Raw genomic sequence first — 24,599 nt, 5'->3', positions numbered from 1 at the left:
ATTACTTCAGGTCGAACGTCGCCCAGATTGGCGCGTGGTCAGACGGTTTTTCCATGCCACGGATATCGTAATCGATACCGGTCTCTAAGCAGCGTTCTGCCAGCGGATTGCTCGCCAGGATCAGGTCGATACGCAGGCCGCGGTTTTCGTCAAAGCCTCGCGAACGGTAATCAAACCACGAGAATTTATCGGTCGCTTCCGGGTTGGCGGCGCGGAACGTATCGATGAGTCCCCAGCCTTTCAGGCGTTCCATCCATTCGCGTTCTTCCGGCAGGAAAGAACATTTACCGGTGCGCAGCCAGCGTTTACGGCTGTCTTCGCCGATACCGATATCCAGATCGGTCGGGCTGATATTCACATCACCCATCACAACGACAGGATTATTCACCGACAAGCTGGTGTTCAGATAATCCTGCAAATCGCGGTAAAACTTCTCTTTGGCCGGGAATTTGGTCGGATGATCGCGGCTTTCGCCCTGCGGGAAATACCCGTTGATCACCGTCAGAATGCCCTGCGGCGTTTCAATGTCGGCCATAATAATACGGCGCTGGGAGTCTTCATCGTCTCCCGGGAAACCACGGCGTACAGCCACCGGCTCCTGTTTGGTCAGCATAGCCACGCCATAATGGCCTTTCTGACCATGATAAAACACGTGATAGCCGTACTGGCTGACATCTTCCAGCGGGAACATGTCGTCATGAACCTTAGTTTCCTGCAAACCGATCACGTCAGGCTGATGCTGTTCAATAATCGCGGCGAGCTGGTGCGGACGGGCGCGCAATCCGTTGATATTAAAGGAGACGAACTTCATAGTCGGGAACCATTTGGCGATGAAATCAGAAGGGCGATATTAGCAGAAAAAGGCGCGGATGGCGAAACCGTCCGCCCGGAAACTGGCAGCAGAAATCACTGCAAAAGCCAAAGGGAAACCCGATCATTGTGGCAACCGGATTTCCACCCCGGAATTATTTTGTCAACTTTTCGTGACAGTCTCTTCTTCCCGTGTACATGAAAGAGTATTATCCCTCCAGCGATTTCCGCACCGGCAGAAAAAGGTCAACACTGATGCGTCTGGAAGTTTTTTGCGAAGACCGCCTGGGGCTCACCCGGGAACTACTCGATCTACTGGTTTTACGCAGTATTGATTTACGCGGCATCGAGATTGCCTCGATTGGCCGCATTTACCTGAATTTTTCCCAACTGGATTTTGATACTTTTCGCGCCCTGATGGCAGAAATCCGCCGTATCGACGGCGTGACAGATGTCCGTACCGTTTCGTTCATGCCTTCTGAACGTGAACACCGCGCCTTGCGAGCGCTGCTGGTTTCCATGCCGGAACCGGTTTTCTCCATTGATATGAGGGGCAAAGTCGAGCAGGCCAACCCGGCGGCGATGGCGTTGTTTGAACTCGACGAAGAGAAAATCCGTAACGTCACGGCGGCAAACCTGATCACCGGTTACAACGTCACGCGCTGGCTGGAAAGCGAAAACGCACAGCCGCATTCCGAGCGTATTGTCATCCGCAGTCAGGATTTCCTGATGGATCTCACGCCGATCCACATTGAGGATGAAAACGAAAAAGGCGGCATCGCCGGTGCCGTGGTTATGCTCAAATCGGCCGCCCGTATGGGACGCCAGTTGCAGGATCTGACGGTCAACGACGACAGCGAATTCGACCACATTGTCGCGGTGAGCAGCAAAATGCGTCATGTGCTGGATCAGGCGCGCAAACTGGCGATGCTGGACGCGCCGTTGCTGATTGTCGGCGATACCGGCACCGGTAAAGATTTACTGGCACACGCCTGCCACCTGCGCAGTGCGCGCGGCAAAAAGCCGTTCCTCGGCCTCAACTGTGCCTCGTTGCCGGATGATGTCGTTGAAAGTGAGCTGTTTGGTTATGCCGCTGGCGCATATCCGAATGCTTTGGAAGGCAAAAAAGGCTTCTTCGAACAGGCCAACGGCGGCTCAGTATTGCTCGATGAAATCGGTGAAATGTCGCCGAGAATGCAGATTAAGTTGCTGCGTTTTCTCAATGACGGCACATTCCGCCGCGTCGGCGAAGAGCATGAAGTGAAAGTGGATGTGCGCGTCATGTGCGCCACGCAGAAGAATCTGGTGGAACTGGTTCAGCGCGGAGAATTCCGTGAAGACCTGTATTACCGTCTGAACGTGCTGAGCCTGACGCTGCCGCCGCTGCGCGATCGTCCGGCGGATGTGATGCCGCTGACCGAACTGTTTGTGGCGCGTTTCTCCGATGAACAGGGGATGCCGCGACCAAAACTGTCCTCGCAACTGGCGAATTATCTGACGCACTACGGCTGGCCGGGCAATGTCCGTCAGCTGAAAAACGCCATTTATCGGGCGCTCACACAACTGGACGGCGGCGAACTGCGCCCGCAGGACATTGTTCTGCCAGACTTTGATGCTGAAGTGACGATTGGCGAAGAAGCGCTGAACGGCTCGCTTGACGACATCAGTAAGCGTTTCGAACGTTCGGTGCTGACCCGTCTTTATCGTACCTATCCAAGTACGCGAAAACTGGCGAAACGTCTGGGCGTCTCGCACACGGCGATTGCCAACAAACTGCGCGAATACGGCCTCAGCGCCCGTCGCGGTGAAACCGGCGAAAGCGAAGAATAATGCTTTCCGGTCAGTAAATTTTTTCTTCAAAAAGAACCCATAAAAAAGCAACGGACTGAGCCGTTGCTTTTTTTTTCGCCTGTCATCCGCAGATGACAAAACTCAGATCATTATTTCAGGACAGCCAGCGCAGACTCGTAGTCAGGTTCGGTGGTAATTTCGTTCACCAGCTCGCTGTACAGCACGTTGTCCTGACCATCCAGAACGATAACGGCACGCGCCGTCAGGCCAGCCAGTGCGCCATCGGTGATGGCTACGCCGTATTCAGATTTGAAATCACCGCCACGCAGGGTGGACAGCATAATGACATTGCTCAGGCCTTCTGCGCCGCAGAAACGTGACTGCGCGAATGGCAAATCAGCGGAGATACACAGTACAACAGTGTTGTCGATTTCGCTGGCCAGCTGGTTGAATTTACGTACAGACGTGGCGCAAACGCCGGTATCAATGCTTGGGAAAATGTTCAGGACTTTGCGTTTACCCGCGAAGCTGCTCAGGCTGACATCAGAGAGATCTTTAGCGACCAGGCTGAAAGGCTTGGCGGCGTCGCCTTTTTGTGGGATTTTGCCAGCAACGGATACCGGATTGCTCTGAAAGTGTACTGTCTGGGTCATGATGATTTCCTATGGACATTGGAGTCAAACGGCGTTCATTTTAGGGTAACAATTGTAGATTGGATATATATTAAATGCTAAATACTTGTATATCTTATATATGCCCGTTTGAGTATATACCGAGGAGCCGCTATGAGAAGTGTCCGCTTTTATCCGGAAGCCTGGCCGTTGCATACGGCATTTGTGATCTCGCGCGGCAGCCGCACTGAAGCGCGCGTGGTGACCGTCGAAATCGAAGAAAAGGGCATTCGCGGCGTGGGAGAATGCACGCCGTATCCCCGTTATGACGAAAGCGAAACCTCGGTGATGGCGCAAATTGCCAGCGTCGTCACGGCGATTGAACAGGGCGCAAGTCGCGAACAGTTGCAACATTTGCTCCCTGCCGGCGCCGCCCGAAATGCGCTGGACTCGGCGTTATGGAATCTTGAAACACAGCTGACAGGCCAGACGCTCTGGCAACTCACCGGCACTGAACCGCTGGCGTCAATCAGCATGGCGCAAACCGTCAGTATCGGCACGCCGGAAGAGATGGCAGAAGCCGCGCTCGCACTGCAACAAAAGGGCGCGACGCTGCTGAAAATTAAACTCGATGACCGGCTGATTGCCGAGCGTCTGGTCGCTATCCGCGCCGCCGTGCCGAAGGCGTCCCTGATTGTTGATGCCAATGAAGCGTGGCAAAGCGACGGTCTGGCGGCGCGTTGTCAGCTTCTGGCCGATCTCGGGATTCTGATGCTCGAACAACCGCTGCCTGCGGGCGAAGATTCTGCGCTGGAGAATTTCATTCATCCTTTGCCAATTTGCGCTGACGAAAGTTGCCATACGATTGAAGGGCTGCCGGCGCTGAAAGGGCGTTATGAGATGGTGAATATCAAACTCGATAAAACCGGCGGGCTGACAGGTGCACTGCGGCTGGCGCAGGCGGCGCGCGAACAGGGCTTTGAAATCATGCTGGGCTGCATGTTATGCACCTCTCGCGCGGTGCGGGCAGCGCTTCCGCTGACGGCGGGCGCGAAGTTCATCGATCTCGACGGGCCGACCTGGCTGGCGCAGGACGTTGAGCCTGCGATGAAGTTTCATTGCGGCGGAATCGACATCGCCGGTTCCGAATAATTTTCCGTTTATTGAAGTCGTTTTGTGCGCGAAGGCAGATCTGTAACGATTTCCTGTAGGGGATTGTGATAACAAATGATAAAACTCCTGAATATTTCAGGGCCTTGCCCTTATGTGTTCAGGAGAATTTATGCCGCAGGGAAAATCGTTTCCTCTCTTTTCTTATTCCGCCTGTGCCGCGCTGGTGGCACTGATTTCCGGTCATGCCGTGGCGGCGCAGGTTCCCGCCGGTACGTCGCTTGCCGCCAAACAGGAAATCGTCCGTCATATCAAAGATGAGCCCGCCTCGCTGGATCCGGTAAAAGTGGTCGGCCTGCCTGAAGCGCAGGTGGTGCGGGATTTGTTTGAAGGTCTGGTGAATCAGGATGCTAACGGGAAAAGTATTCCGGGCGTCGCCGAAAGCTGGCAGAACCAGAACAATCAGGTTTTCCTGTTCACATTGCGCAAAGACGCCAGGTGGTCGAACGGCGATCCGGTGACGGCGCAGGATTTCGTTTACAGCTGGCAGCGTCTGGTGGATCCGAAAAGTCCTGCAACCGGTTCATGGTTTGCTGCGCTGGCCGGTATTGCTAACGCCGACGCGATTATTGCCGGGAAAATGCCGGTCGATAAACTGGGCGTCACCGCCATCAGCCCGACGCAACTGCGGGTCACGCTCGACCGTCCGGTGCCATTTTTTGTCAGCCTGCTGGCAAACTTCAGCCTGTTCCCGGTTCACAAAGCCACGGTGGAGACATTCGGCAATGACTGGACCAAGCCCGGTAATCTGGTGGGGAACGGCGCGTATGTGCTCAAAGATCGCGTCGTGAACGAAAAACTGGTGCTGGAGCCGAACCCGAATTACTGGGATCACGCGCATACCGTGCTGACAAAAGTGACGTTTGTGCCGATCAATAAAGAATCCAACGCGACAAAACGCTATCTGGCCAACGACATAGACATCACTGAATCCTTCCCGAAAGATCAGTACAAAAAACTGATGCACGACATTCCGGGGCAGGTCTACACGCCGTATCAGCTTGGCACCTATTACTACGCGTTTAACACCCGCCGCGCGCCGACGGACGACGCCCGTGTGCGTCTGGCGCTGTCACTGAGTATTGACCGCACCGTGATTGCGGAAAAAGTGCTGGGAACCGGCGAAAAACCGGCATGGCATTTTACGCCTGACGTCACCAACGGTTTTAAAGCAACGAAAAGTGAAATGCAGGATTATTCGCAGGAAGAGCTGAATGCGCAGGCGAAAGGCCTGCTCGCAGCGGCGGGTTATGGCCCGAACCGTCCCCTGCATCTGACCTTGTTGTACAACACCTCAGAAAGCCATCAGAAAATTGCGATCGCCGTGGCATCGATGTGGAAAAAGAATCTGGGTGCGGACGTGAAACTGGTGAATCAGGAATGGAAGACGTACATCGACAGCCGCAATACCGGCAATTTCGACGTGATCCGCGCATCATGGGTTGGCGATTACAACGAAGCCTCGACGTTCCTCTCCCTGCTGACATCCACGCACAACGGCAACATCAGCAAATTCAGCAGCGCCGAATATGACAAAGTGATTGCCGACGCCAGCCGTGAAACCAGCGATGCGCGCCGTAACGATGACTACAACAAAGCTGAGCAAATTATCGCCAGTCAGGCACCGATTGCGCCGATTTATCAGTACACCAATGGCCGCCTGATCAAACCGTGGGTGAAAGGTTATCCGATCACCAACCCGGAAGACGTCGCCTACAGTCAGGAAATGTACATTGAAAAATAGAGCACACCAGAGGCACTTCCCGGCGTTCAGTGCCTTCCCCCGGAAAAAAGGAAGGACTGAACGGGGTTGATTTTTGCGCGTCCTGAAGATCACATCACCAGCGCAACGCCATCTTTCCTCGATTCTGTCCCCGCCAGATACCCGCCTGCCGGATTCACCACAATCACCTGCGCGCCGCCAAACGAATGCCCGCCAAGCGGGTCTTCCACAATCAGCTCATGCCCCATCGCCCTCAGCGCCGCCAACGTATTGCGGTCAAACGTGGCTTCGACCGCCACCTGACGGCCGCCTTCGATCCGCCAGCGCGGTGCGTCGATCGCGGCCTGCGGGTTTTGTTTATAGAGCATGATGCGCAATGCAAGTTGCAGATGCCCCTGCGCCTGCATCGGGCCACCCATCAGGCCGAAGGACATCAGCGGCTTACCTTCCCCGTCCTGCGCAAACGCCGGAATAATGGTGTGCAGCGTGCGTTTATTCGGTGCAACGCAGTTGGCGTGTTGCGGATCGAGCGTGAAGCCGCAGCCCCGGTTTTGCATACTGATGCCGGTTCCCGGCACCACGACACCGGAACCAAAACCCATATAGTTCGACTGAATAAATGAGACCATCATGCCGCTGGAATCGGCGGCGGTGAGGTAAACGGTGCCGCCCGGACGCGGTGCGCCGTAGGTCACGTCGCTGGCTTTCGTGCGGTTGATAAGGCGAGCGCGTTCTTCCAGATAGTCGTCATTGAGGAACAGTTGCGGGTCGAAATGCATATGGTCGTTGTCGGTGACATGCTGATCCAAATCGGCCAGCGCCAGTTTCATCGCTTCGATGCACAGATGCGTGGTTTCGACGGAGTCCACCGGCTTATCGCCGATATTGAGCTTATCTATAATACCCAGCGCAATCAGCGTGGCGATGCCCTGACCGTTTGGCGGCAGTTCGTGAACCGAGCCGCCCGCGAAGGATTGTTGCAGGGTTTCTACCCAGTCGGCTTTGTGATTCGCCAGATCGTCGTGCGTCATCACGCCGCCGCATTTCTGGCTGTGGGCGATCATCTTATCGGCCAGTTCGCCACGGTAAAACGCTTCGCCTTCGGTTTTGGCAATCAGCTCCAGTGTGTCAGCCAGCTTGGGATTACGGAAAATTTCGCCGACTTTTGGCGCGCGGCCTTCGGGGGCGAAACACTCGCTGAAACCCGGCTGGTTATGCAATTTTTTCACCGCGATTTCCCACAGGCGAGCAATCAGCGGTGATACAGGGAAACCGTTGCGGGCGTAGCCGATGGCCGGTTGTGCCAGCGTGGTCAGCGGGAGGGTACCAAAACGTTTTGCCACCGCCACCCAGCCGGAGACAGCGCCGGGTACGGTAACGGCGTCCCATCCATAGGTCGGTACGGCTTCATGGCCTTTCGACGCAAAATATTCCGGCGTCCACGCCGCCGGTGAGCGGCCCGATGCGTTCAGGCCGTGGTTTTTTTTGCCATCCCAGATCATCGCAAAAGCGTCGCTGCCCACGCCGTTACCGCTGGGTTCCAGTACGGTCAGCGCAATCGCGGTGGCGATGGCGGCATCGGCGGCGTTTCCGCCAAGCATCAGCATGTTCATCCCCGCCTGCGCGGCAAGAGGTTGGGAGGCGCAGACCGCATTCGCGCCCATCATCGTCGGGCGCAGCGTAGGGTATGCGACGTTAAAATCGTAATTCTCAGACATATCTGTTCCTTAAGACGCGGTGAACGCATTACGCCCACGCGGCGCCTGGCATTTTTGAACTCATTCAGACATTTGGAACATTCGGGAATGTCTTTGTCAAATTCAAAAAGTGGGATGTGTTTGCCAGCACGGGAGCATACCGGACTCAGATGTTCCCACAGCATTAACTGATGTCCAAGTTAAGGGGGTTCAGTTCATCGCAGGGGGAGGAGCAAAACAGCCGCTGAGCGATCACCGCAGATGAGAAATAGAAATCTTCTCGATCCAGCCCTCACGGCAAGTGAAAAACCCATCGCCAGAAATAGCCGCTAAATGAAACCTTTATCCCCGATTACTCCCCCGCGAGTCGTGTTTAATACCTATCATCAGAGATGTGCAAACCCAGTCAGGCGGGATTCTGAGGGCTGAGGTCGTCCAAAATAATATCCCTGAAACAAACTACACCCTTCTTCTTTCAGACGTTTGAACTGCTCGGGGGTTTCCACGCCTTCTGCGGTGGTCTGAATATCCAGACTCCGGCTCATGCCGGTAATGGCGCGGATAATGGCCAGCGCCTCGCGGCTGTCCTGCATGTCGTTGATGAACGACCGGTCGATTTTGATTTTGTCGAACGGGAACGACCGCAGATAGCTTAAGGATGAATAACCGGTGCCGAAATCATCGAGCGCAATGCGCACGCCCAGCGCTTTCAGTTTCCGTAAGGTGTCAATATTCCCCAGCGTGTTGTCGAGCAACACCGATTCGGTAATTTCAACTTCCAGACGTGACGGATCCAGCCCGGACGCTTCCAGTGCGGACTCCACTACAGAAACCAGTCCGCTGTTTTTAAACTGAATCGGTGACAGATTCACCGCGACGGTCTGCGAACCACTCCAGGTGGTGGCTTCGCGGCAGGCTTCGTGCAACGCAAAGGATCCGAGGCTATGAATCAGGCCCGTTTCTTCAGCGATAGGGATGAAATCCACCGGCATAATCAGCCCGTTTTGCGGGTGATGCCAGCGCATCAGCGCCTCATAACCCATGACAGCATCATGTTTGGCGTCGGTAATCGGCTGGTAATAAAGACGCAGCTGATTGCATGTAATAGCGTCGCGCAAATCCATCTCGACCACGCGACGTTTACGGGCGGCGGCGTCCATTTCAATACGAAAATCTTCATATCTGTTGCGGCCATTACGTTTAGCTTCGTACAGCGCCATGTCCGCGCAACGCAGCAACTGATCCGGCGTGTTTTCGATAGCGTCCGCCAGCGCAATACCGATACTCAGGCCAACCGACAGAGAGTGACCGTCGATAATGACCGGCGGACGAACCGCTTCAATCAGGCGTTTTGAAATCTGATGCGCGGCAGAAATGTCTTTCAGCCCCGGCAGCACGACGGCGAACTCATCGCCACCAATACGCGCCAGCGTGTCGTCGTCACGCAACGTCATTCGCAGACGTTTTGAAATCGCCCGCAGCAGTTCATCGCCTACCTGATGGCCCAGCGCGTCGTTGACGTTTTTGAAATTATCCAGATCCAGACACAGCGTGGCGGTGTGGCTGTGCGTATAGCTGTCGCGCTGCAACGCTTCGTTAAGCCGCTGGCTGAAAAGAATGCGGTTGGGCAGGCTGGTCAGATTATCGTGGTGCGCCATGTGGTGGATGCGGGCATGAGCCGCCTGCTGGTCGGTAACGTCGTCAGCAATCATCATCACATAGCTGGTCTGAGGATCGTGTCCGCGGATCACCGAACTGGTGGTTTGCAGCGTCCTGTCCCCGAGTGCCGTGAGCAGTTGTTGCTCGCTTTTATGCACACCCTCAGCGCGCAGGCATTCGTCCGATTGCTTATTAATGAAGTTGCTCAGCCCTAGCCCCATGCAATCCTGAGGACGCTTGCCGAGCATTTTCTCGCGGGAAATCCCCAGCAGATGTTCGGCCTGACGGTTAACCAGCAGAATTTCCCGTGAAACGGCATTTTCGACGATGACGGAAGAGGGGATATTCGCGATGACCGTATTGAGAAATTGCGACAGGGAAGAGAGCTGTTCGCTGTTGTTTTCGGCCAGTTCTTTGGCTTTCAGCAATTCTCTTTCGGTTTCACGTCTTTCGGTCACATCACGCGTTATCTTGGCGAAACCAATGATTTCACCCGCTTCACGCAGGGCTTCAATAATGATGTGCGCCCAGAAACGCGAACCATCTTTGCGCTGTCGCCAGCCTTCGGATTCATAGCGGCCCGTTGAGCGTGCAGTCTCCAGACCGTGCTGCGGCCAGCCACTTTTTTTGTCTTCTTCGGTGTAAAAACATGAAAAATGCTTACCCACCACTTCTTCCGGCGTATAGCCTTTCGCGCGTTGCGCCCCGGCATTCCAGTTCGCAATCGTGCCGTCCGGTGTCAGCATATAGATCGCGTAGTCTTCTACGCGTTGGACCAGCAACCGATACAGTACATCAGAATCTTCGCTCATTTTATTTTGCCTGGTAGCCTGCCGCCTCTGCGCGGGGTCCGTCCAAATCAGAGTCCGGCGTGATAGTACGCCTGTCCCGGCGCATTTTTGCTGTGATGTGCTCGTGAAACGTTAGCATAAGATAATTCTTAGTTCGTCAAGTTTTGCTTCTAACATGCTTAAAATTAAGCATTTTTAGTAAAAAGATCGGACTTAAGTGAAATTGCATATTTGGGTTTTAGTGAGCAAATACGTTATCGGCATAGTGGAAATAAGCTTTAGTGGAATGGCATTAAAAGCTAAGGGAAATTTGAGGGGATCCAACGTGTTAAATAAAAAAGCCGCAAATTATTGCGGCCTGTTAAATTTTGGTTACGGACGCTGCGGTTTGGGTTCGTGTTTCACCGGTGGTTTTGGCTTCACTTTATGATGAACCGGCACAGGTTTAACCTGATGATGCGGTTTTTCGTGTTTCACGACAGGTTTGTGAACTTTATGAACCTGCTGCGGCTGACTGACCGGCGCGTTGTACGGACCTTCAGCGTAAGCACTCAGGCTGGCGGTCGCCAGCAACGCACACAGAACAACCATTCCTGACTTAATCATTGTATTCCTCGTTCCCGTTTTGACGGTGTTTTCTGATAACGCACAGACTTTGCGGGGCAAACGGATAAACAACAATTCGGATAAGGCTTAATAAAGCGGGTTTAACGGAAAATTTAAACTGTGTTTACGGAAAGCTGATGGAAGTGCAGGGCGCTTACGATATTTCCTGCAAGCGCGCTGGTTTATTTCCGGGAATTACTGCACGACTTTATAAGGGCCGTCGGTCACTGAATCACGCAAAATAAGGTCTGAAGAGAATTGATTCTGTTCGGACAAATAACCGCCATCGAGCATGGCGATTATCTGGTTAATCACCTCACTGATCATATCGCTGACCGGATCTTTCACGCTCGACAGCGCCGGAATAAGAAACGGCGCGGTCGGGATATTATCAAACCCGATCACCGAAACTTGCGCAGGCACGGCAATTCCGGCGTCGTTTAACTGTTTCATCGCGCCGATCGCCATTTCATCGTTACTGGCGAGCAGGGCGCTGAATTCCTGCCCGGATGCCAGCAATGTCGCCACCGCCGCCGCGCCGCTGGCCGGAGACCATTTTCCCTGAACGATCAGCGAGTCTTTCACCTGCAAACCGGAAGCCGTCAGCGCGTCACGGTAACCGGAAAGCCGCTCAATGGCAGTCGGGGAATCCATCGACCCGGTAATAAATGCAATATCCTGGTGCCCGCGTTCAATTAACGCCTGCGTGGCGTTAAAACTCGACCCTTTATGGTCACAATAAATACAGTGGCTCTGGTGTTTGCGTAATTTACGGTTCACGACCATCACCGGCTTTTTATATTTGTCGATGAGCAAATCCATTTCATCGACCGATAAAAAGCGCGGATAAATAATAATGCCGTCGCAGCGTAAATCGTGCAGGAACTGAATGGCGTCCTGTTCTTCACCGGCGCTGTTTTTGCCATCGACCAGAATCAGCTGACGTCCGTTAGCGTCGAGCTTTTTGGCGGCCTGGGAAATCAGCTCACTGAAATAATGTCCGTTATACAACGTGTTGGTCACCACCAGTCCGATGCACATCGACTTGCTGGTCGCCAGATTTCTCGCCAGCAAATTGGGCCGGTATCCCGCTTCCTCAATGGCTTTAAAGACCTGATCTTTGGTTTCCTGGCTTGCATAACCCTTGCCGGAAAGCACACGGGAAACCGTGGCTTTCGAGACGCCCGCTTTGGCTGCCACTTCCTGCATTGTCGACATCAGGCACCTTCTGGATGAGAAAAATTATTCGTCATTCTACACATTCCACGCGTGTTGAGACGATTTCACTGCGCAGGGAGATCGTCATCACAAAAATGAAACGGCGTGATCATTTTCTATTGAAGTGAGGGAAAGAACTGCACATTCTCGTATGAAACCGGTTACCTACTGTTTCGGAAAAAGCCCGTCAGGTTTCATAAAAATGGCTTCCCGAAAAGAAAATTATTCATAACCCTATGAATCCGAGAGAGTTATCACTCATGGCTAAGAATTTTGCAGCATTATCCAGGTCCATCGTCGATGCCATCGGCGGCGCAGGCAACGTGGCGGCGGTTACGCACTGCATGACGCGTCTGCGCTTCGTGCTCAATGACGAATCCGTGGTGGACACAGCGACGCTGAAATCCATCACCGGCGTGATGGGCGTGGTGCGCAATGAAAAACAGTGCCAGGTGATCATCGGCAATAACGTGTCGCAGGCTTACGCCGAAGTGCTGAAACTGTTACCGGAAGGCTTTGCGGCGGCCAGCGATGCGCCTGCCAAAAGCAAAATTACGCTCAAACGGATTGGCGCGGGCATTCTGGATGCACTGATCGGCACCATGTCACCGCTGATCCCGGCGATTATCGGCGGTTCTATGGTGAAACTGCTGGCGATGATTCTGGATATGACCGGCGTGTTTGAAAAGGGCGCCTCGACGCTGGTGATCCTCAACACCATCGGTGACGGTGCGTTCTTCTTCCTCCCGGTGATGGTAGCCGCGTCGGCGGCGGTGAAATTCAAAACGAATATGTCGATGGCGATTGCCATCGCCGGGATCCTGGTGCATCCGGCGTTTATCGACCTGATGGCGAAGGCCGCGCAGGGGCAGAAAGTCGAGTTCATCGGCATTTCCGTTACGGCGGTGAAATACACCTACACCGTGATCCCCGCGCTGTGCATGACGTGGCTGCTGTCTTACATCGAAAAATGGGTGGATCGCATTACGCCGGTCGTCACCAAAAACTTCCTCAAACCCATGCTGATCATGCTGATTGCCGCACCGATCGCCATCGTGCTGATCGGGCCGCTGGGCATCTGGATTGGTACCGGTATTTCCGCCGTGGTGTACACCGTTCACAGCTATCTCGGCTGGCTGTCAGTGGCGATTATGGGCGCGGCCTGGCCGCTGCTGGTAATGACCGGTATGCACCGCGTGTTCACGCCAACCATTATTCAGACCATTGCCGAAACCGGAAAAGAAGGCATGGTGATGCCGTCAGAAATCGGCGCAAACCTGTCGCTGGGGGCTCATCGCTGGCCGTGGCGTGGCGGACGAAAAACCCTGAACTGCGTCAGACCGCACTGGCGGCAGCCGCGTCGGCGATTGTGGCCGGGATTTCCGAACCTGCGCTTTACGGCGTGGCGTTGCGGCTCAAACGTCCGCTCATTGCCTGCTTAATCAGTGGTTTTATCTGCGGCGGCGTTGCCGGTTTAGGCGGGCTCGCCAGCCACTCAATGGCATCGCCGGGACTGTTTACCAGCGTCCAGTTCTTCGACCCGTCGAATCCGATGACCATCGTCTGGGTTGCGGGCGTCATGATCCTCGCAGTGGTGCTCTCGTTTGTCATCACCCTGTTACTCGGATTTGAAGATATTCCGGTGGAAACCGTCGTGCCGAAAGAGGGCAAAACGGCCGAGACCACCCCGCCTGCGCCGTTGCCAGTGGCACCCGTCGCAGCGCGTTCACATTAAAGAAGAGGTAATTCATGGCAGCATCCTTATTTCCTGATGGCTTTTTATGGGGCGGCGCGATTGCCGCAAACCAGGCCGAAGGTGCCAGTTTTGAGGGCGGAAAAGGTCTGACGACCGTAGACATGATCCCGCACGGTGCGCACCGTCTGGCGGTAAAAACCGGTCAGGAAAAACGCTTCACATTACGGGAAGACGAGTTTTATCCGAGTCATCAGGCGATTGATTTCTATCATCGTTATAAAGAAGACATCGCGCTGATGGCCGAGATGGGATTCACTGTATTCCGCACCTCAATCGCCTGGAGCCGTCTGTATCCCAACGGCGATGAGTTAACGCCAAATGCGGAAGGCATCGCGTTCTACCGCGACGTTTTTGCCGAATGCAAAAAATACGGCATCGAACCGCTGGTGACGTTGTGTCATTTCGATGTTCCGATGCATCTGGTGATTGAATACGGTTCGTGGCGTAACCGGAAAATGGTCGAGTTTTTCGCCCGTTATGCGCGCACCTGTTTTGAGGCGTTCGACGGGCTGGTGAAATACTGGCTGACGTTTAACGAAATCAATATCCTGCTGCACAGCCCGTTCTCCGGCGCGGGTTTAGTGTTCGAAGAGGGCGAAAATCAGGAGCAGGTCAAATATCAGGCCGCGCACCATGAGCTGATTGCCAGTGCACTGGCGACGAAAATTGCCCATGAAGTGAACCCGGTAAATCAGGTCGGCTGCATGCTGGCGGGGGGGAATTTCTATCCGCGCACCTGCAAACCGGAAGATGTCTGGGCGGCGCTGCAAAAAGACCGCGAAAACCTGTTCTTTATCGACGTTCAGGCGCGCGGCGCGTATCCGTCTTACACCCGCCGCGTGTTTGCAGAAAAAGGCATCGTCATCGATAAACAGCCGGGCGATGACGACATTCTCAAAAACACCGTCGATTTCGTGTCCTTCAGTTATTACGCCTCGCGCTGTGCCTCCGCTGACATGAACGACAACAACAGCAGTGCGGCAAACATCGTAAAATCACTGAAAAACCCGCACATCGACGCCAGCGAATGGGGCTGGGGCATCGACCCGCTCGGGCTGCGCATCACCATGAACATGATGTACGACCGCTACCAGAAACCGTTATTCCTGGTGGAAAACGGCCTCGGCGCAAAAGATGCATTCAACGTGCAGGGCGAAATCATTGATGATTACCGCATCAGTTACTTGCGCGAACACATCAATGCCATGGGCGAAGCCATCGCCGACGGCATTCCGGTCATCGGCTATACCTCTTGGGGCTGCATCGACCTGGTGTCTGCCTCCACCGGCGAAATGAGCAAACGCTACGGCTTTGTTTACGTTGATCGCGACGACAGCGGCAACGGCACGCTGGCAAGAACCCGCAAAAAATCGTTTTACTGGTACAAGAAAGTGATTGCGAGCAACGGAGGGGATTTGGAGTAGCGTTGAGAGGGTTGGGATGATTTATCCCACCGTACTCGCCCGGACTATTGCCTTCCGGCAGGGCATAACGGGCAATTTTGGTGCAAAAAAGCATCAGTCTGAAAGTGACATTTTCCTAACGCATTGAATTAATGATGACTCTGATGTTGGCATGCAAGCTGCATTAATTTTGACGACATGATTGAAATACGTCAGTACAGAAAGATTACGGATGAAGGCGTCCGTTAGCGTTCAGGTGTCTGAGCGCTAACAGGACGCTTTTTTTTTGAGTTTTTAGCCAATCAAAAGGGCCTGTAGGACAAAACTCAGACGTTGAACAGGAAGTTCATCACGTCGCCGTCTTTGACAATGTATTCTTTGCCTTCTGAACGCATTTTGCCGGCTTCTTTCGCGCCTTGCTCACCTTTGTAGGTGATGAAGTCTTCGAACGCGATGGTTTGGGCGCGGATGAAGCCTTTCTCGAAATCGGTGTGGATTTTACCTGCGGCTTGTGGCGCGGTAGCACCAACAGGGATGGTCCATGCACGGACTTCTTTCACGCCAGCGGTGAAGTAAGTTTGCAGGTTCAGCAACTCGTAACCGGCGCGGATCACGCGGTTCAGGCCCGGCTCTTCAATGCCTAATTCGGCCATGAATTCTTCACGGTCGGCGTCGTCCAGCTCGGCGATATCAGATTCAACCGCGGCGCAAACGGCAACCACAACAGAACCTTCGGCTTCGGCGATTTTACGCACGATATCGAGGTACGGGTTGTTTTCAAAACCGTCTTCGTTGACGTTCGCGATGTACATGGTCGGTTTCAGCGTCAGGAAGCTCAGGTAGCGGATAGCTGCTTTGTCTTCTTCGGTCAGATCCAGCGCACGCAGCATGCCCGCTTCGGAAAGCTGTGGCAGACATTTTTCCAGTGCAATGAGCTCGGCTTTTGCATCTTTGTCGCCGCCTTTGGCACGTTTTTGCACACGGTGAATGGCGCGCTCGCAGGTATCAAGGTCAGACAACGCCAGTTCGGTGTTGATGACGTCGATGTCGTCCGCCGGATCCACTTTGTTGTTAACGTGGATAATGTTGTCGTTTTCGAAACAACGGACAACGTGGCCGATCGCTTCAGTTTCACGGATGTTGGTCAGGAACTGGTTGCCCAGGCCTTCACCTTTGGACGCGCCTTTTACCAGACCGGCGATGTCCACGAATTCCATGGTGGTCGGCAGGATACGCTGCGGTTTTACGATCTCGGCCAGTTGGTCAAGACGCGGATCGGGCATTGGCACGACGCCGGTGTTAGGTTCGATGGTACAGAACGGGAAGTTTGCTGCTTCGATACCCGCTTTGGTCAGCGCATTGAACAGAGTAGATTTACCGACGTTCGGCAGGCCGACAATACCGCATTTGAATCCCATGTTTTTCTCACCTTAATATCTTAATTATCAAGCAATTAAACGTAATTGCGCGATGTAATGACCATAATTCCCCGCATTATACACGAGAACGGCATTTTTCTCGATCCGGTTGTGACGGTGATACATCGGCGATACATCATTGGCCGGATTGATTAAACCTTGCCTCGTTCCGGCCATTTTTAGATACTTGTCACAATTTTTTAACTGACTGGAAGTAAACCGGATGTCTTATGTTTAGCCCGCGTGGTGTGAAGTTGTCGGAAGTCAAAAACGAAACGCTGGCAGGATTTGTTGTGGCGGTATCCATGATCCCGGAGGCCGTCGGGTTTTCGCTGGTCGCGGGGCTCTCGCCGATTGTCGGTTTGCACACCGCTTTTATCATCGGTCTGGTGACCGCGCTGTTTGGCGGAAAACCGGGGATGGTGTCCGGTGCGGCGGGGTCTATTGTCGTGGTGCTGATGAGCCTGGCTGCGCAGCACGGGATGGGTTACGTGTTATGGGCAACGATTTTTGCCGGTCTGATTCAGATTCTGGTGGGTGTGTTCCGGCTCGGGAAGTTTATCCGGCTGGTGCCGCTGCCAGCGGTTCACGGTTTTGTGAACGGGCTGGCCATTGTCATTATGCTGGCGCAGCTCCACATGATTACCGGGCAGGGGCCGCTGATGTACGGGCTGGTGCTGCTGGCGATTCTGGTCGTCGTGCTGTTCCCGAAACTGACCAAAATCATCCCGTCGTCGCTGGCGGCGCTGATTGTGGTTTCTGCCGTTGCGATTGGCTTTAATCTGCATACGCTGCGTGTCGGTGATCTGGCCGATATCTCGGGCGCATTACCGCATTTTAGTCTGCCCGTCGTACCGTTCAGCCTTGAAATGCTGAAAGTGGTGCTGCCTTATGCGGTAGTCATTGCATTGGTCGGGCTGATTGAATCGCTGCTGACCATGACGGTGCTCGATGAAATGGGCGGTCAAAAAGGTAACGGTAACCGCGAAAGTATCGCGCAGGGTGCGGGCAATACGATTTGCGGTCTGTTCGGCTGTTTTGCCGGTTGCGCGATGATCGGGCAATCCATCATTAATTTTACGTCTGGCGGACGCGGGCGGATTTCCGGCACGGTCGGCGCGATGTTGCTGATTTTGTTTGTGGTGAGTTTGTCCGGCTATATCGGCCTGCTGCCGGTCGCGGCGCTGGCCGGGATTATGCTGGTGGTTTGCTATAATACGTTCGAGTGGAGTTCCCTGCGCCGTCTGGGGCGTATGCCGAAGGCCGATGCGCTGGTGATGCTAATTGTCACTGTCATCACGATTTTCACCGATCTGGCCGTGGCGGTGATCAGCGGGGTGATTATCTCTGCGCTGGTTTTTGCCTGGCAGCAGGCGCGTATCCGCATCCGCGAGAAGAAAAGCAAAGGCGAACTGACGGTGTATAAGCTGGAAGGGCCGCTGTTCTTTGGCTCGGCGGCGGCGTTCTCTGAACTGTTTGAACCGAAGAACGATCCGCAAAACGTGGTGCTGGATTTTGCCGGTACACGGGTCATGGATTCGAGCGGGGTCGAAGCAATTGATAAGCTGACTGCGCGGTATCTGGATGCCGGAAAAACGATTCGTCTGCGCCATCTGAGCCATGATTGCGTGAGCCTGCTCAAAAAAGCCGGGCCGTTTTGCAGCCACGAGCTTGACGACCCGCAGTATTATGTTGCGGAAGATAATCTCTGACATTCAACAGGTGCCGCTTCAAAATGGCACCTTTTTTTGACACAAAAAAGGCTGGCAGTCGGTGTCTCTGGCTGTCGTCGCGCCGGCAGACAAACGCTTACAATTAGTGGCAAAAAAGCGGCTAAATTCATATCGCCGAAAATTCTGTAATGTTATACGGTTACGCTCGGTTAATTTCGCACGCACGGGCACAACGTCAGCGTGGCGGGTTCTTTTTTCTTCTCTGCCGGAGCGGACATGAGCATAAACAAGGCATCCGGAACGGACGACGCCAGCAAACAGCTGCGCTTTCAGGCCGCCGCTTCCCACACACGCTGGCTGAGCGGGCTGATCCACGCCATTATGGTGATCAGCAGTGTGCTGTATCTGATACTGCTGATGCTGTATATGGTGTCCCCGGAATCGGTATGGCCGTGGGTGACCGGCAATATTATGGCAGCGATGTGGGTTTGTGCCGCGTCGCTGCAATGCGCCCGGCGAATGACCCGCTGGCGTGTGCAAGCGTTTACGCCCGGTATCGACAACGTCGGGCCGAAAACCCCTCCCGGATTCTCCCAACGTCTGACATCCCGACCGTGGATGCAGCCGCTATTACGTTATGTCGACGCGCACGTTTTCTTCCAGGCATTTCCTGCGTTGGCCGCATTACTGCTTATCGTTTTGCTGTGGCAGTTGCCGTTACCGGCAAATCTCGCCAGTGAGGCCGGGTATTTCGCCGGTTCTGTCTTCATTCTCTGCGCTTTCGCCGTACTGGTGCTTGAGCGACACTGGACGTTAAAAAATCCGCTGGAGTGGCCGGAAGCGGTAAAACTGGCACCGCAGCTGCGCATGATGATCGGCGTCTTTTTGCTGACGGCGCTGGCTCTGATGTTTGCGCGAGGAACCGCGGTCTGGCCTGCACACCTGCTGGTGCTCACCGGATTGTTACCGGCGCTGGTGGCGCTGGAGCTTTTCCTGAGGGCGCTGATCGCGATGTTTTCACCGCCACGTGAGAACAAAGAGCCGGAGTTTATTGCGGGCAGCCTGCTGGCGGCGCAACTCTGCTGGCCACCGCGCCCGTTACAGTTTGTGCAGAACGAACTGCATCAGCACTTTGGTATCGATCTCCGCCAGATTTGGGCGTTCCGTTTTATGCGTCGTGCGCTGTTACCGCTGGGCGCAATCCTGTTGCTGACTGGCTGGCTGCTGACAGGTATCAGTGAGGTACCGCTGACGCAGCGCGGAATCTATGAATCCTTCGGCAAACCGGTGGCTGTCAGACAACCCGGTTTACACGCGGGGCTGCCGTGGCCTTTTGGCCGCACGCTGATGATTGATAACGGCGAAGTGCATGAACTCACCACCGGTTCAGAGGAAGCGGTGACCGCCACGCCCGTCGCGGTGGCTGACACTGCCGAAGGCCCGGCACCGGACAGCGCAAACCGGTTATGGGATTCCGGTCACAGCAGCGACAAATCACAAATCATCGCCAGTGCGACGAACGACCGGCAAAGCTTTCAAATCATGAATATGGATGTGCGCTTTGTGTTCCGCATCGCCATGAACGATGATGCGGCGTTGGCGAGCCTCTATCACACCGAAAATATGCCGGTGCTGATCCGCAGTATTGCGAATCAGGTGCTGGTGCATGATTTTTCCTCGCGCACGCTCGACAGTTTGCTGGGTAGCGATCAGACCCGTCTGGCCGGCGACATCGGGCATAAAGTGCAGACGCAGCTTGATCATCTCAACAGCGGTGTGGAACTGCTGGCCACGGTGATTGAATCGATCCATCCGCCAGCGGGCGCGGCAGACGCGTATCACGGCGTGCAGTCGGCACAAATTCTGGCACAAAGCGCGATCGCCGGTGAGAAAGGTCAGGCTGCACAGCAACTGAATGCCGCGCAGCAATATGCCCGTCTGGCGCTGGATGCCGCCAGCGCACAAAACCATGAAAATCTCGATCAGGCGCAGGTTATGGCCTTGTCCTTTAGCGCAGAAAATCAGGCGTATCAGGCCGGAGGGCAGGCATTCCTGACCGAGCGTTATTTCCGTCAGCTGACGCTGGCGATGCAGCAGCATCCGAAGGTGTTGATTGTCGATCACCGCATGGGTGGCGGGACGCCGCCGGTGCTGGATCTGAGAAATTTTACCCTGCCATTTACGCCCGGAGCGGATAAAGCGGCGCATTCTGTTAAAGCGGAGACGACCCGGTGAGTGATTCCCAAAAACCTGAAGGCCACGGACACGATCATGATGCGCAGGGCGGGCATCATCACGGCGCCGGACATCATCATCACCATCATCATTCCGGCCCGGCGGCACCCAAACTTTGGCGGCGTGTCACGATTGCCACCGTGCTGGTGGCGCTGATTGCCGCGACGGCTTGTCTCGTGCAGGTGCGTTCCGGTGAAGCGATGGTGATCACACGCTTTGGCGATCCGGTACGCGTGCTGTTGCAACCGGGGCTGGCGTGGCATCTGCCGGTTCCGCTGGAAACCGCAATCCCGGTGGATTTGCGTATCCGCACTACTTCCAGCGGTTTGCAGGATGTCGGCACGCGCGACGGCCTGCGGATCATTGTTCAGGCGTACACCGTCTGGCAGGTGAAAAACGATCCCCAGCACGTGCAGCGTTTTATCCGTGCGGTACAAAATCAGCCGGACATGGCGGCGGCACAGATACGCACGTTTATCGGTTCGGCGCTGGAAACCACCACCAGCGGCTTTGCGCTGGCCGATCTGGTGAATACCGACGCCAGCAAAATCCGGCTTTCCGGTTTTGAACAGCATCTGCATGACCAGATCGCCCGCCAGCTACTCGACAGCTACGGCATCGAGCTGGTGCAGGTCGGCGTTGAACGCCTGACGTTGCCGTCGGTGACCTTAGATGCCACCGTTGACCGGATGCGGGCGGAGCGGGAAACCATTGCCACCGAGCGGTCGGCCGAAGGGAAGCGTCAGGCGGCTGAAATCCGCTCTTCCGCCGAACGCGATGCCCGCGTGATTAAGGCGGATGCGTCAGTCAACGCGGCCAATATTGAAGCGCAGGGACAGGTGCAGAGCGCGGCGATCTACGCCAAAGCCCGTGCCGGTAATCCGCAACTTTACGATCTGCTACGTTCGCTCGATACGCTCAGCAGCGTGATCACGCCGGGTACGCAACTGGTGCTCGGCACGGATGCGGCACCGTTCCGGCAACTGGTCGAGGGCCCGCCGGCATTACCCGCCGCTTCAACTAACGGACCGCATCCATGAATCCGTTATCCCGTTTTCAGGGAAATGCGTGGTTTCAGGCGGGGCGTATGGCGTATCTGGCGCTGTTCGCCATGACGCTGATTGCCGCCGCGAGCTGGCTGTTTTCCAACGTCCGGCAGATAGAGCCGGATAAACGCGCCGTGGTAATGCGTTTTGGTGCGGTTTCGCGCACGGCGGGCGCCGGGCTGCTGCTGGCATGGCCGGAACCGCTGGAACAGGTTGAAATCCTGCCCGCCGCCGATCGGGTGATCGAGCATCACGTGACTGCCTTGCTGAGGGCAGACATTGTGCCTGCGTGGAACAATACCGGTGGCGAGAAAAGTGATGCCGTCGCCGGTGCGGGGTATTTGCTGACCGGGGATTCCGGCGTGGTTCAGCTGGATGTGCAGGTGTACTACGTGATAACCGACCCGGTGGCTTTTGTGCTGCAAGGAGAACACGTATTACCGGCGCTCGACCGGTTAACCGAGCATGCGGCGGTGGCGATTTGCGCCTCGCGGGATCTGGATACCATTCTGGTCGCCCGGCCGGAAAGTGTGGGTAACGGCAGCAATATCGCCGAACGCCGCGAACGGCTGCGCGGCGATTTGCGTCAGGGCATTAACCAGCAACTTGCGGCGCTGAGTGCGGGCGGGAGCAGCACCGGTATCGAAGTCCGCCGGGTTGACGTGCAGTCGTCCCTGCCACCGTCAGCGGTGGATGCGTTTAATGCGGTACTGACGGCCAGCCAGCAGGCGGAACAAAACATCGCCAGCGCCAGTAATGAGGCGGCGCGCGTTCATCAGGACGCCTTTCAGTCGGCAGACCGCGCTTTACAGGTATCGCAGGCCAAAGCCAGCGAGCAGATTGCCCGGGCGTCCACCGATACCGCGATCCTCCTGCAGCTGGCGGACGACCACTCGCCTGAATTGCTGTGGCGTTTGTGGCGTGAACGCATGCCGGCGATCCTCGCCCGTGCCGGCAGCGTCACTGCGGTTGATCCCCATAACAGCGCACATCTGATCCTGCCGGGGCCAGACCGCCCGGCATCTCAACCCTGAGGTATTGCTTCCGTGACTTCTTTTTCCTCTGAAGAACCGCACACGTTGCCCGCGAAAAGCGTGCTGTTAACGCGCCATGAACAGCGAAACATGGCGGTGCAGCTGTTGCTGGCGATGGCCGCGTTTGGCCTGTTGCTGTGCGGCTGGATCTGGCAGTGGCTGTTTCCGCAGCAAAGCGACGTCGGGCAAATTCTGTTTGGTGTGGCGTCACTGCTGGTGGCAGTGCCGGTGCTGCGTTCGGCGATTTACAGCTTGCGCAGCCCCAGTCTGCACGGCGTGACCGATCAGCTGATCGCCATCGCGATGCTGGGCGCGTGGGCGACCGGCGACCTGATGACCGCCGCATTGCTGCCGGGCATTATGATTTTTGGTCATATACTGGAAGAGCGCAGCGTGATCGGTTCGCAGGAAGCCATTGATGCGCTTAGCCCTCTGACCCGCAGCCGTGCCAGGCGGATCTTGCCTGACGGTGAGATTGAAGAAATCGATAACCACCATCTGCGAACCGGCGACCAGGTTGAAGTCCGCGCCGGTGACCGGTTACCCGCTGATGGCCGCGTGTTATCCGGTAGCGCCAGCTTGGATACTGCGCCGATCACCGGAGAATCGGTGCCACAGGAAGCCCGCGCGGGTGATGACGTTTTCGGCGGTGCCATCAGTCTCGACGGTTTACTTTGTATTGAAGTTACTCGTACCGGCGCGGATGCCACACTGGGTAAAGTGATTGCGCTGATGCAAAAAGCCGAACACGCCAAACCGCCGATCACCCGTCTGCTCGAACGCTATGCCGGGCAATATCTGGTGCTTATTTTGCTGATTGCCGCCGCGACCTGGTTTATTACGCGCGATGCCCATGCCATGTTGGCGGTGCTTGTGGCGGCGTGTCCATGCGCGCTGGTGCTTTCCGCGCCGGCCACGGCCATTGCCGGAATCGCCGTGGCGGCGCGTCACGGGATACTGATCCGCAGCTCCGCATTTCTGGAGGAACTGGCGGATCTGAACGCCATCGTGGTCGATAAAACCGGCACGCTGACACACGGTGAATTGCAGTTGCAGCGCACGGTGCTGGCCGCAGAGGCGTCTTCTGACGCAGTGCGCCGTCTGGCGGCCAGTCTGGGCGCGGCGAGCAGCCATCCGGTCAGCCGTGCGCTGGCAAAATTACTGCCGCGCGAACAATATTTACCGCTGGAAGATGTGTCAGAACAGCAGGGCATGGGCGTGCGTGCGCGTACCGCACAGGGCGATGCGCTGTTAGGGCGTCCGGCATTTTTCAGCCAGAACAATATCCCGGTCAATGACGAACCTGAACATGACGGGCCGCTGGTCGGGCTGGCGCTGAACGGGCGTTTTCTCGGCTGGCTGCTTCTGGCCGATTCGCTCAGGCCGGAAGCGCAAGCGGCACTAGCTGAACTGCGTCAGCTTGGGCTGCAACGACAACTTCTGCTGACCGGCGACCGCGCCAGCGTGGCAAACCGTATTGCGGGAGAACTGGGCATCGGTGATGTCGTCGCGCAGGCTTTACCGGAAGATAAACTGCATCAGGTATCCGCCGAAATTGCGCAAGGCTTCCGGCCTATGGTCGTCGGCGACGGCATCAATGATTCCCTGGCGTTAAAAGCCGGCGTTGTGGGCATTGCGATGGGGGCGGGCGGCAGCGATATTGCGCTGGCTTCTGCCGACGTGGTGCTGATCGGCAGCGACTTGCGCCGTCTCGGAACCTGTGTCCGCCTGAGCCGTGCCTGTCGTAAAACCCTGAAAATCAATGTTTGTATCGGGCTGGGCTGGACGCTGGTGGTGATGGCAGCGGCCGCGATGGGGTTACTGGGCGTGGGCGGCGTACTGATTGCCGCACTGCTGCATAACCTCAGCACCTTGCTGGTGCTGGGCAACGCCGGGCGTTTATTGCGTTTCGACGAACCGCTTTAAACCGGCCTGCGGAAAGTAAAACGGGCGCAAAA

General features: G+C 55.6%; 16 protein-coding genes and 1 pseudogene. 10 read left to right on the top strand and 7 right to left on the bottom strand.

Annotated elements, in window-relative coordinates; translation table 11 throughout:
- Window position 1: 1 nt before the first annotated feature.
- A complete protein-coding gene (xthA, locus tag ACM5QY_RS16075; RefSeq protein ID WP_416121740.1) occupies window positions 2–811 on the bottom strand; it encodes an exodeoxyribonuclease III in 810 nt (269 codons plus the stop codon).
- Window positions 812–1,065: 254 nt separating this feature from the next.
- On the opposite strand from xthA, the gene tyrR reads away from it, so the two are divergent.
- Entirely contained in the window at window positions 1,066–2,640 is a 1,575-nt protein-coding gene (gene tyrR / locus ACM5QY_RS16070; RefSeq protein WP_416121739.1) for a transcriptional regulator TyrR, read from the top strand.
- Between the two features lie 110 nt (window positions 2,641–2,750).
- Here the strand turns inward: tyrR and tpx are convergent, their stop codons facing one another.
- Window positions 2,751–3,254 (bottom strand): thiol peroxidase, encoded by a 504-nt coding sequence (tpx, locus tag ACM5QY_RS16065; protein ID WP_416121738.1) that lies wholly within the window; start codon window positions 3,252–3,254, stop codon window positions 2,751–2,753.
- Between the two features lie 132 nt (window positions 3,255–3,386).
- Between tpx and ycjG the strand changes: the two genes are divergently transcribed.
- Window positions 3,387–4,364, top strand: a complete 978-nt coding sequence (ycjG, locus tag ACM5QY_RS16060) for an L-Ala-D/L-Glu epimerase (protein WP_416121737.1) — start codon at window positions 3,387–3,389, stop codon at window positions 4,362–4,364.
- Between the two features lie 130 nt (window positions 4,365–4,494).
- Window positions 4,495–6,126 (top strand): ABC transporter substrate-binding protein, encoded by a 1,632-nt coding sequence (locus ACM5QY_RS16055; protein ID WP_416121736.1) that lies wholly within the window; start codon window positions 4,495–4,497, stop codon window positions 6,124–6,126.
- A gap of 89 nt (window positions 6,127–6,215) precedes the next feature.
- On the opposite strand, the gene ACM5QY_RS16050 is transcribed toward ACM5QY_RS16055, so the two are convergent.
- The 4 genes from ACM5QY_RS16050 to ACM5QY_RS16035 form a co-directional block, all read right to left on the bottom strand.
- Entirely contained in the window at window positions 6,216–7,823 is a 1,608-nt protein-coding gene (locus ACM5QY_RS16050; RefSeq protein ID WP_416121735.1) for a gamma-glutamyltransferase family protein, read from the bottom strand.
- A gap of 365 nt (window positions 7,824–8,188) precedes the next feature.
- Window positions 8,189–10,273, bottom strand: a complete 2,085-nt coding sequence (locus ACM5QY_RS16045; protein WP_416121734.1) for a sensor domain-containing protein — start codon at window positions 10,271–10,273, stop codon at window positions 8,189–8,191.
- Between the two features lie 351 nt (window positions 10,274–10,624).
- On the bottom strand, window positions 10,625–10,858 hold the full coding sequence (locus ACM5QY_RS16040) for a hypothetical protein (protein ID WP_416121733.1): 234 nt from the start codon (window positions 10,856–10,858) through the stop codon (window positions 10,625–10,627).
- A 195-nt stretch (window positions 10,859–11,053) separates the two neighbouring features.
- Window positions 11,054–12,076, bottom strand: a complete 1,023-nt coding sequence (locus ACM5QY_RS16035; protein WP_416121732.1) for a LacI family DNA-binding transcriptional regulator — start codon at window positions 12,074–12,076, stop codon at window positions 11,054–11,056.
- Window positions 12,077–12,336: 260 nt separating this feature from the next.
- Between ACM5QY_RS16035 and ascF the strand changes: the two are divergent.
- Both ascF and ACM5QY_RS16025 read left to right on the top strand, forming a co-directional pair.
- Window positions 12,337–13,811: pseudogene (gene ascF, locus ACM5QY_RS16030) on the top strand (PTS cellobiose/arbutin/salicin transporter subunit IIBC).
- A 14-nt stretch (window positions 13,812–13,825) separates the two neighbouring features.
- Window positions 13,826–15,256 (top strand): 6-phospho-beta-glucosidase, encoded by a 1,431-nt coding sequence (locus tag ACM5QY_RS16025; RefSeq protein WP_416121731.1) that lies wholly within the window; start codon window positions 13,826–13,828, stop codon window positions 15,254–15,256.
- A gap of 305 nt (window positions 15,257–15,561) precedes the next feature.
- Here the strand turns inward: ACM5QY_RS16025 and ychF are convergent, their stop codons facing one another.
- Complete coding sequence (gene ychF, locus ACM5QY_RS16020; protein ID WP_416121730.1) at window positions 15,562–16,653, bottom strand: redox-regulated ATPase YchF; 1,092 nt, start codon at window positions 16,651–16,653, stop codon at window positions 15,562–15,564.
- A 230-nt stretch (window positions 16,654–16,883) separates the two neighbouring features.
- Here ychF and ACM5QY_RS16015 point away from each other — a divergent pair, with 230 nt between their 5' ends.
- The 5 genes from ACM5QY_RS16015 (at window position 16,884) to ACM5QY_RS15995 (ending at window position 24,567) form a co-directional block, all read left to right on the top strand.
- Complete coding sequence (locus tag ACM5QY_RS16015; RefSeq protein ID WP_416121729.1) at window positions 16,884–18,365, top strand: SulP family inorganic anion transporter; 1,482 nt, start codon at window positions 16,884–16,886, stop codon at window positions 18,363–18,365.
- A 237-nt stretch (window positions 18,366–18,602) separates the two neighbouring features.
- The gene (locus tag ACM5QY_RS16010) at window positions 18,603–20,561 is read left to right on the top strand and encodes an SPFH domain-containing protein (RefSeq protein WP_416121728.1); all 1,959 of its coding nucleotides are present in this window, start codon (window positions 18,603–18,605) and stop codon (window positions 20,559–20,561) included.
- Entirely contained in the window at window positions 20,558–21,601 is a 1,044-nt protein-coding gene (gene hflC / locus ACM5QY_RS16005) for a protease modulator HflC (RefSeq protein WP_416121727.1), read from the top strand. Before ACM5QY_RS16010 ends, hflC begins: the two co-directional genes overlap by 4 nt.
- On the top strand, window positions 21,598–22,641 hold the full coding sequence (gene hflK, locus ACM5QY_RS16000; RefSeq protein ID WP_416121726.1) for a protease modulator HflK: 1,044 nt from the start codon (window positions 21,598–21,600) through the stop codon (window positions 22,639–22,641). Before hflC ends, hflK begins: the two co-directional genes overlap by 4 nt.
- A 12-nt stretch (window positions 22,642–22,653) precedes the next feature.
- Window positions 22,654–24,567 (top strand): heavy metal translocating P-type ATPase, encoded by a 1,914-nt coding sequence (locus ACM5QY_RS15995; protein ID WP_416121725.1) that lies wholly within the window; start codon window positions 22,654–22,656, stop codon window positions 24,565–24,567.
- The last annotated feature ends 32 nt before the right edge of the window (window positions 24,568–24,599 follow it).

This window comes from Rahnella sp. PCH160, from assembly GCF_047784855.1.
Lineage (GTDB): Bacteria > Pseudomonadota > Gammaproteobacteria > Enterobacterales > Enterobacteriaceae > Rahnella.
Note: the sequence above shows the minus strand (reverse complement) of the source record. Positions and strands in the feature narration are given on the sequence as shown.

What these genes read in the sequence shown, in the direction of transcription:
- xthA (WP_416121740.1), bottom strand. Translation starts at nt 811, where the DNA reads ATGAAGTTCGTCTCCTTTAATATCAACGGATTGCGCGCCCGTCCGCAC.
- ychF (WP_416121730.1), bottom strand. Translation starts at nt 16,653, where the DNA reads ATGGGATTCAAATGCGGTATTGTCGGCCTGCCGAACGTCGGTAAATCT.
- ycjG (WP_416121737.1), top strand. Translation starts at nt 3,387, where the DNA reads ATGAGAAGTGTCCGCTTTTATCCGGAAGCCTGGCCGTTGCATACGGCA.
- ACM5QY_RS16010 (WP_416121728.1), top strand. Translation starts at nt 18,603, where the DNA reads ATGAGCATAAACAAGGCATCCGGAACGGACGACGCCAGCAAACAGCTG.
- tyrR (WP_416121739.1), top strand. Translation starts at nt 1,066, where the DNA reads ATGCGTCTGGAAGTTTTTTGCGAAGACCGCCTGGGGCTCACCCGGGAA.
- tpx (WP_416121738.1), bottom strand. Translation starts at nt 3,254, where the DNA reads ATGACCCAGACAGTACACTTTCAGAGCAATCCGGTATCCGTTGCTGGC.
- ACM5QY_RS16025 (WP_416121731.1), top strand. Translation starts at nt 13,826, where the DNA reads ATGGCAGCATCCTTATTTCCTGATGGCTTTTTATGGGGCGGCGCGATT.
- ACM5QY_RS16035 (WP_416121732.1), bottom strand. Translation starts at nt 12,076, where the DNA reads ATGTCGACAATGCAGGAAGTGGCAGCCAAAGCGGGCGTCTCGAAAGCC.
- hflK (WP_416121726.1), top strand. Translation starts at nt 21,598, where the DNA reads ATGAATCCGTTATCCCGTTTTCAGGGAAATGCGTGGTTTCAGGCGGGG.
- ACM5QY_RS16045 (WP_416121734.1), bottom strand. Translation starts at nt 10,273, where the DNA reads ATGAGCGAAGATTCTGATGTACTGTATCGGTTGCTGGTCCAACGCGTA.
- ACM5QY_RS16050 (WP_416121735.1), bottom strand. Translation starts at nt 7,823, where the DNA reads ATGTCTGAGAATTACGATTTTAACGTCGCATACCCTACGCTGCGCCCG.
- ACM5QY_RS16055 (WP_416121736.1), top strand. Translation starts at nt 4,495, where the DNA reads ATGCCGCAGGGAAAATCGTTTCCTCTCTTTTCTTATTCCGCCTGTGCC.
- ACM5QY_RS16040 (WP_416121733.1), bottom strand. Translation starts at nt 10,858, where the DNA reads ATGATTAAGTCAGGAATGGTTGTTCTGTGTGCGTTGCTGGCGACCGCC.
- ACM5QY_RS16015 (WP_416121729.1), top strand. Translation starts at nt 16,884, where the DNA reads ATGTTTAGCCCGCGTGGTGTGAAGTTGTCGGAAGTCAAAAACGAAACG.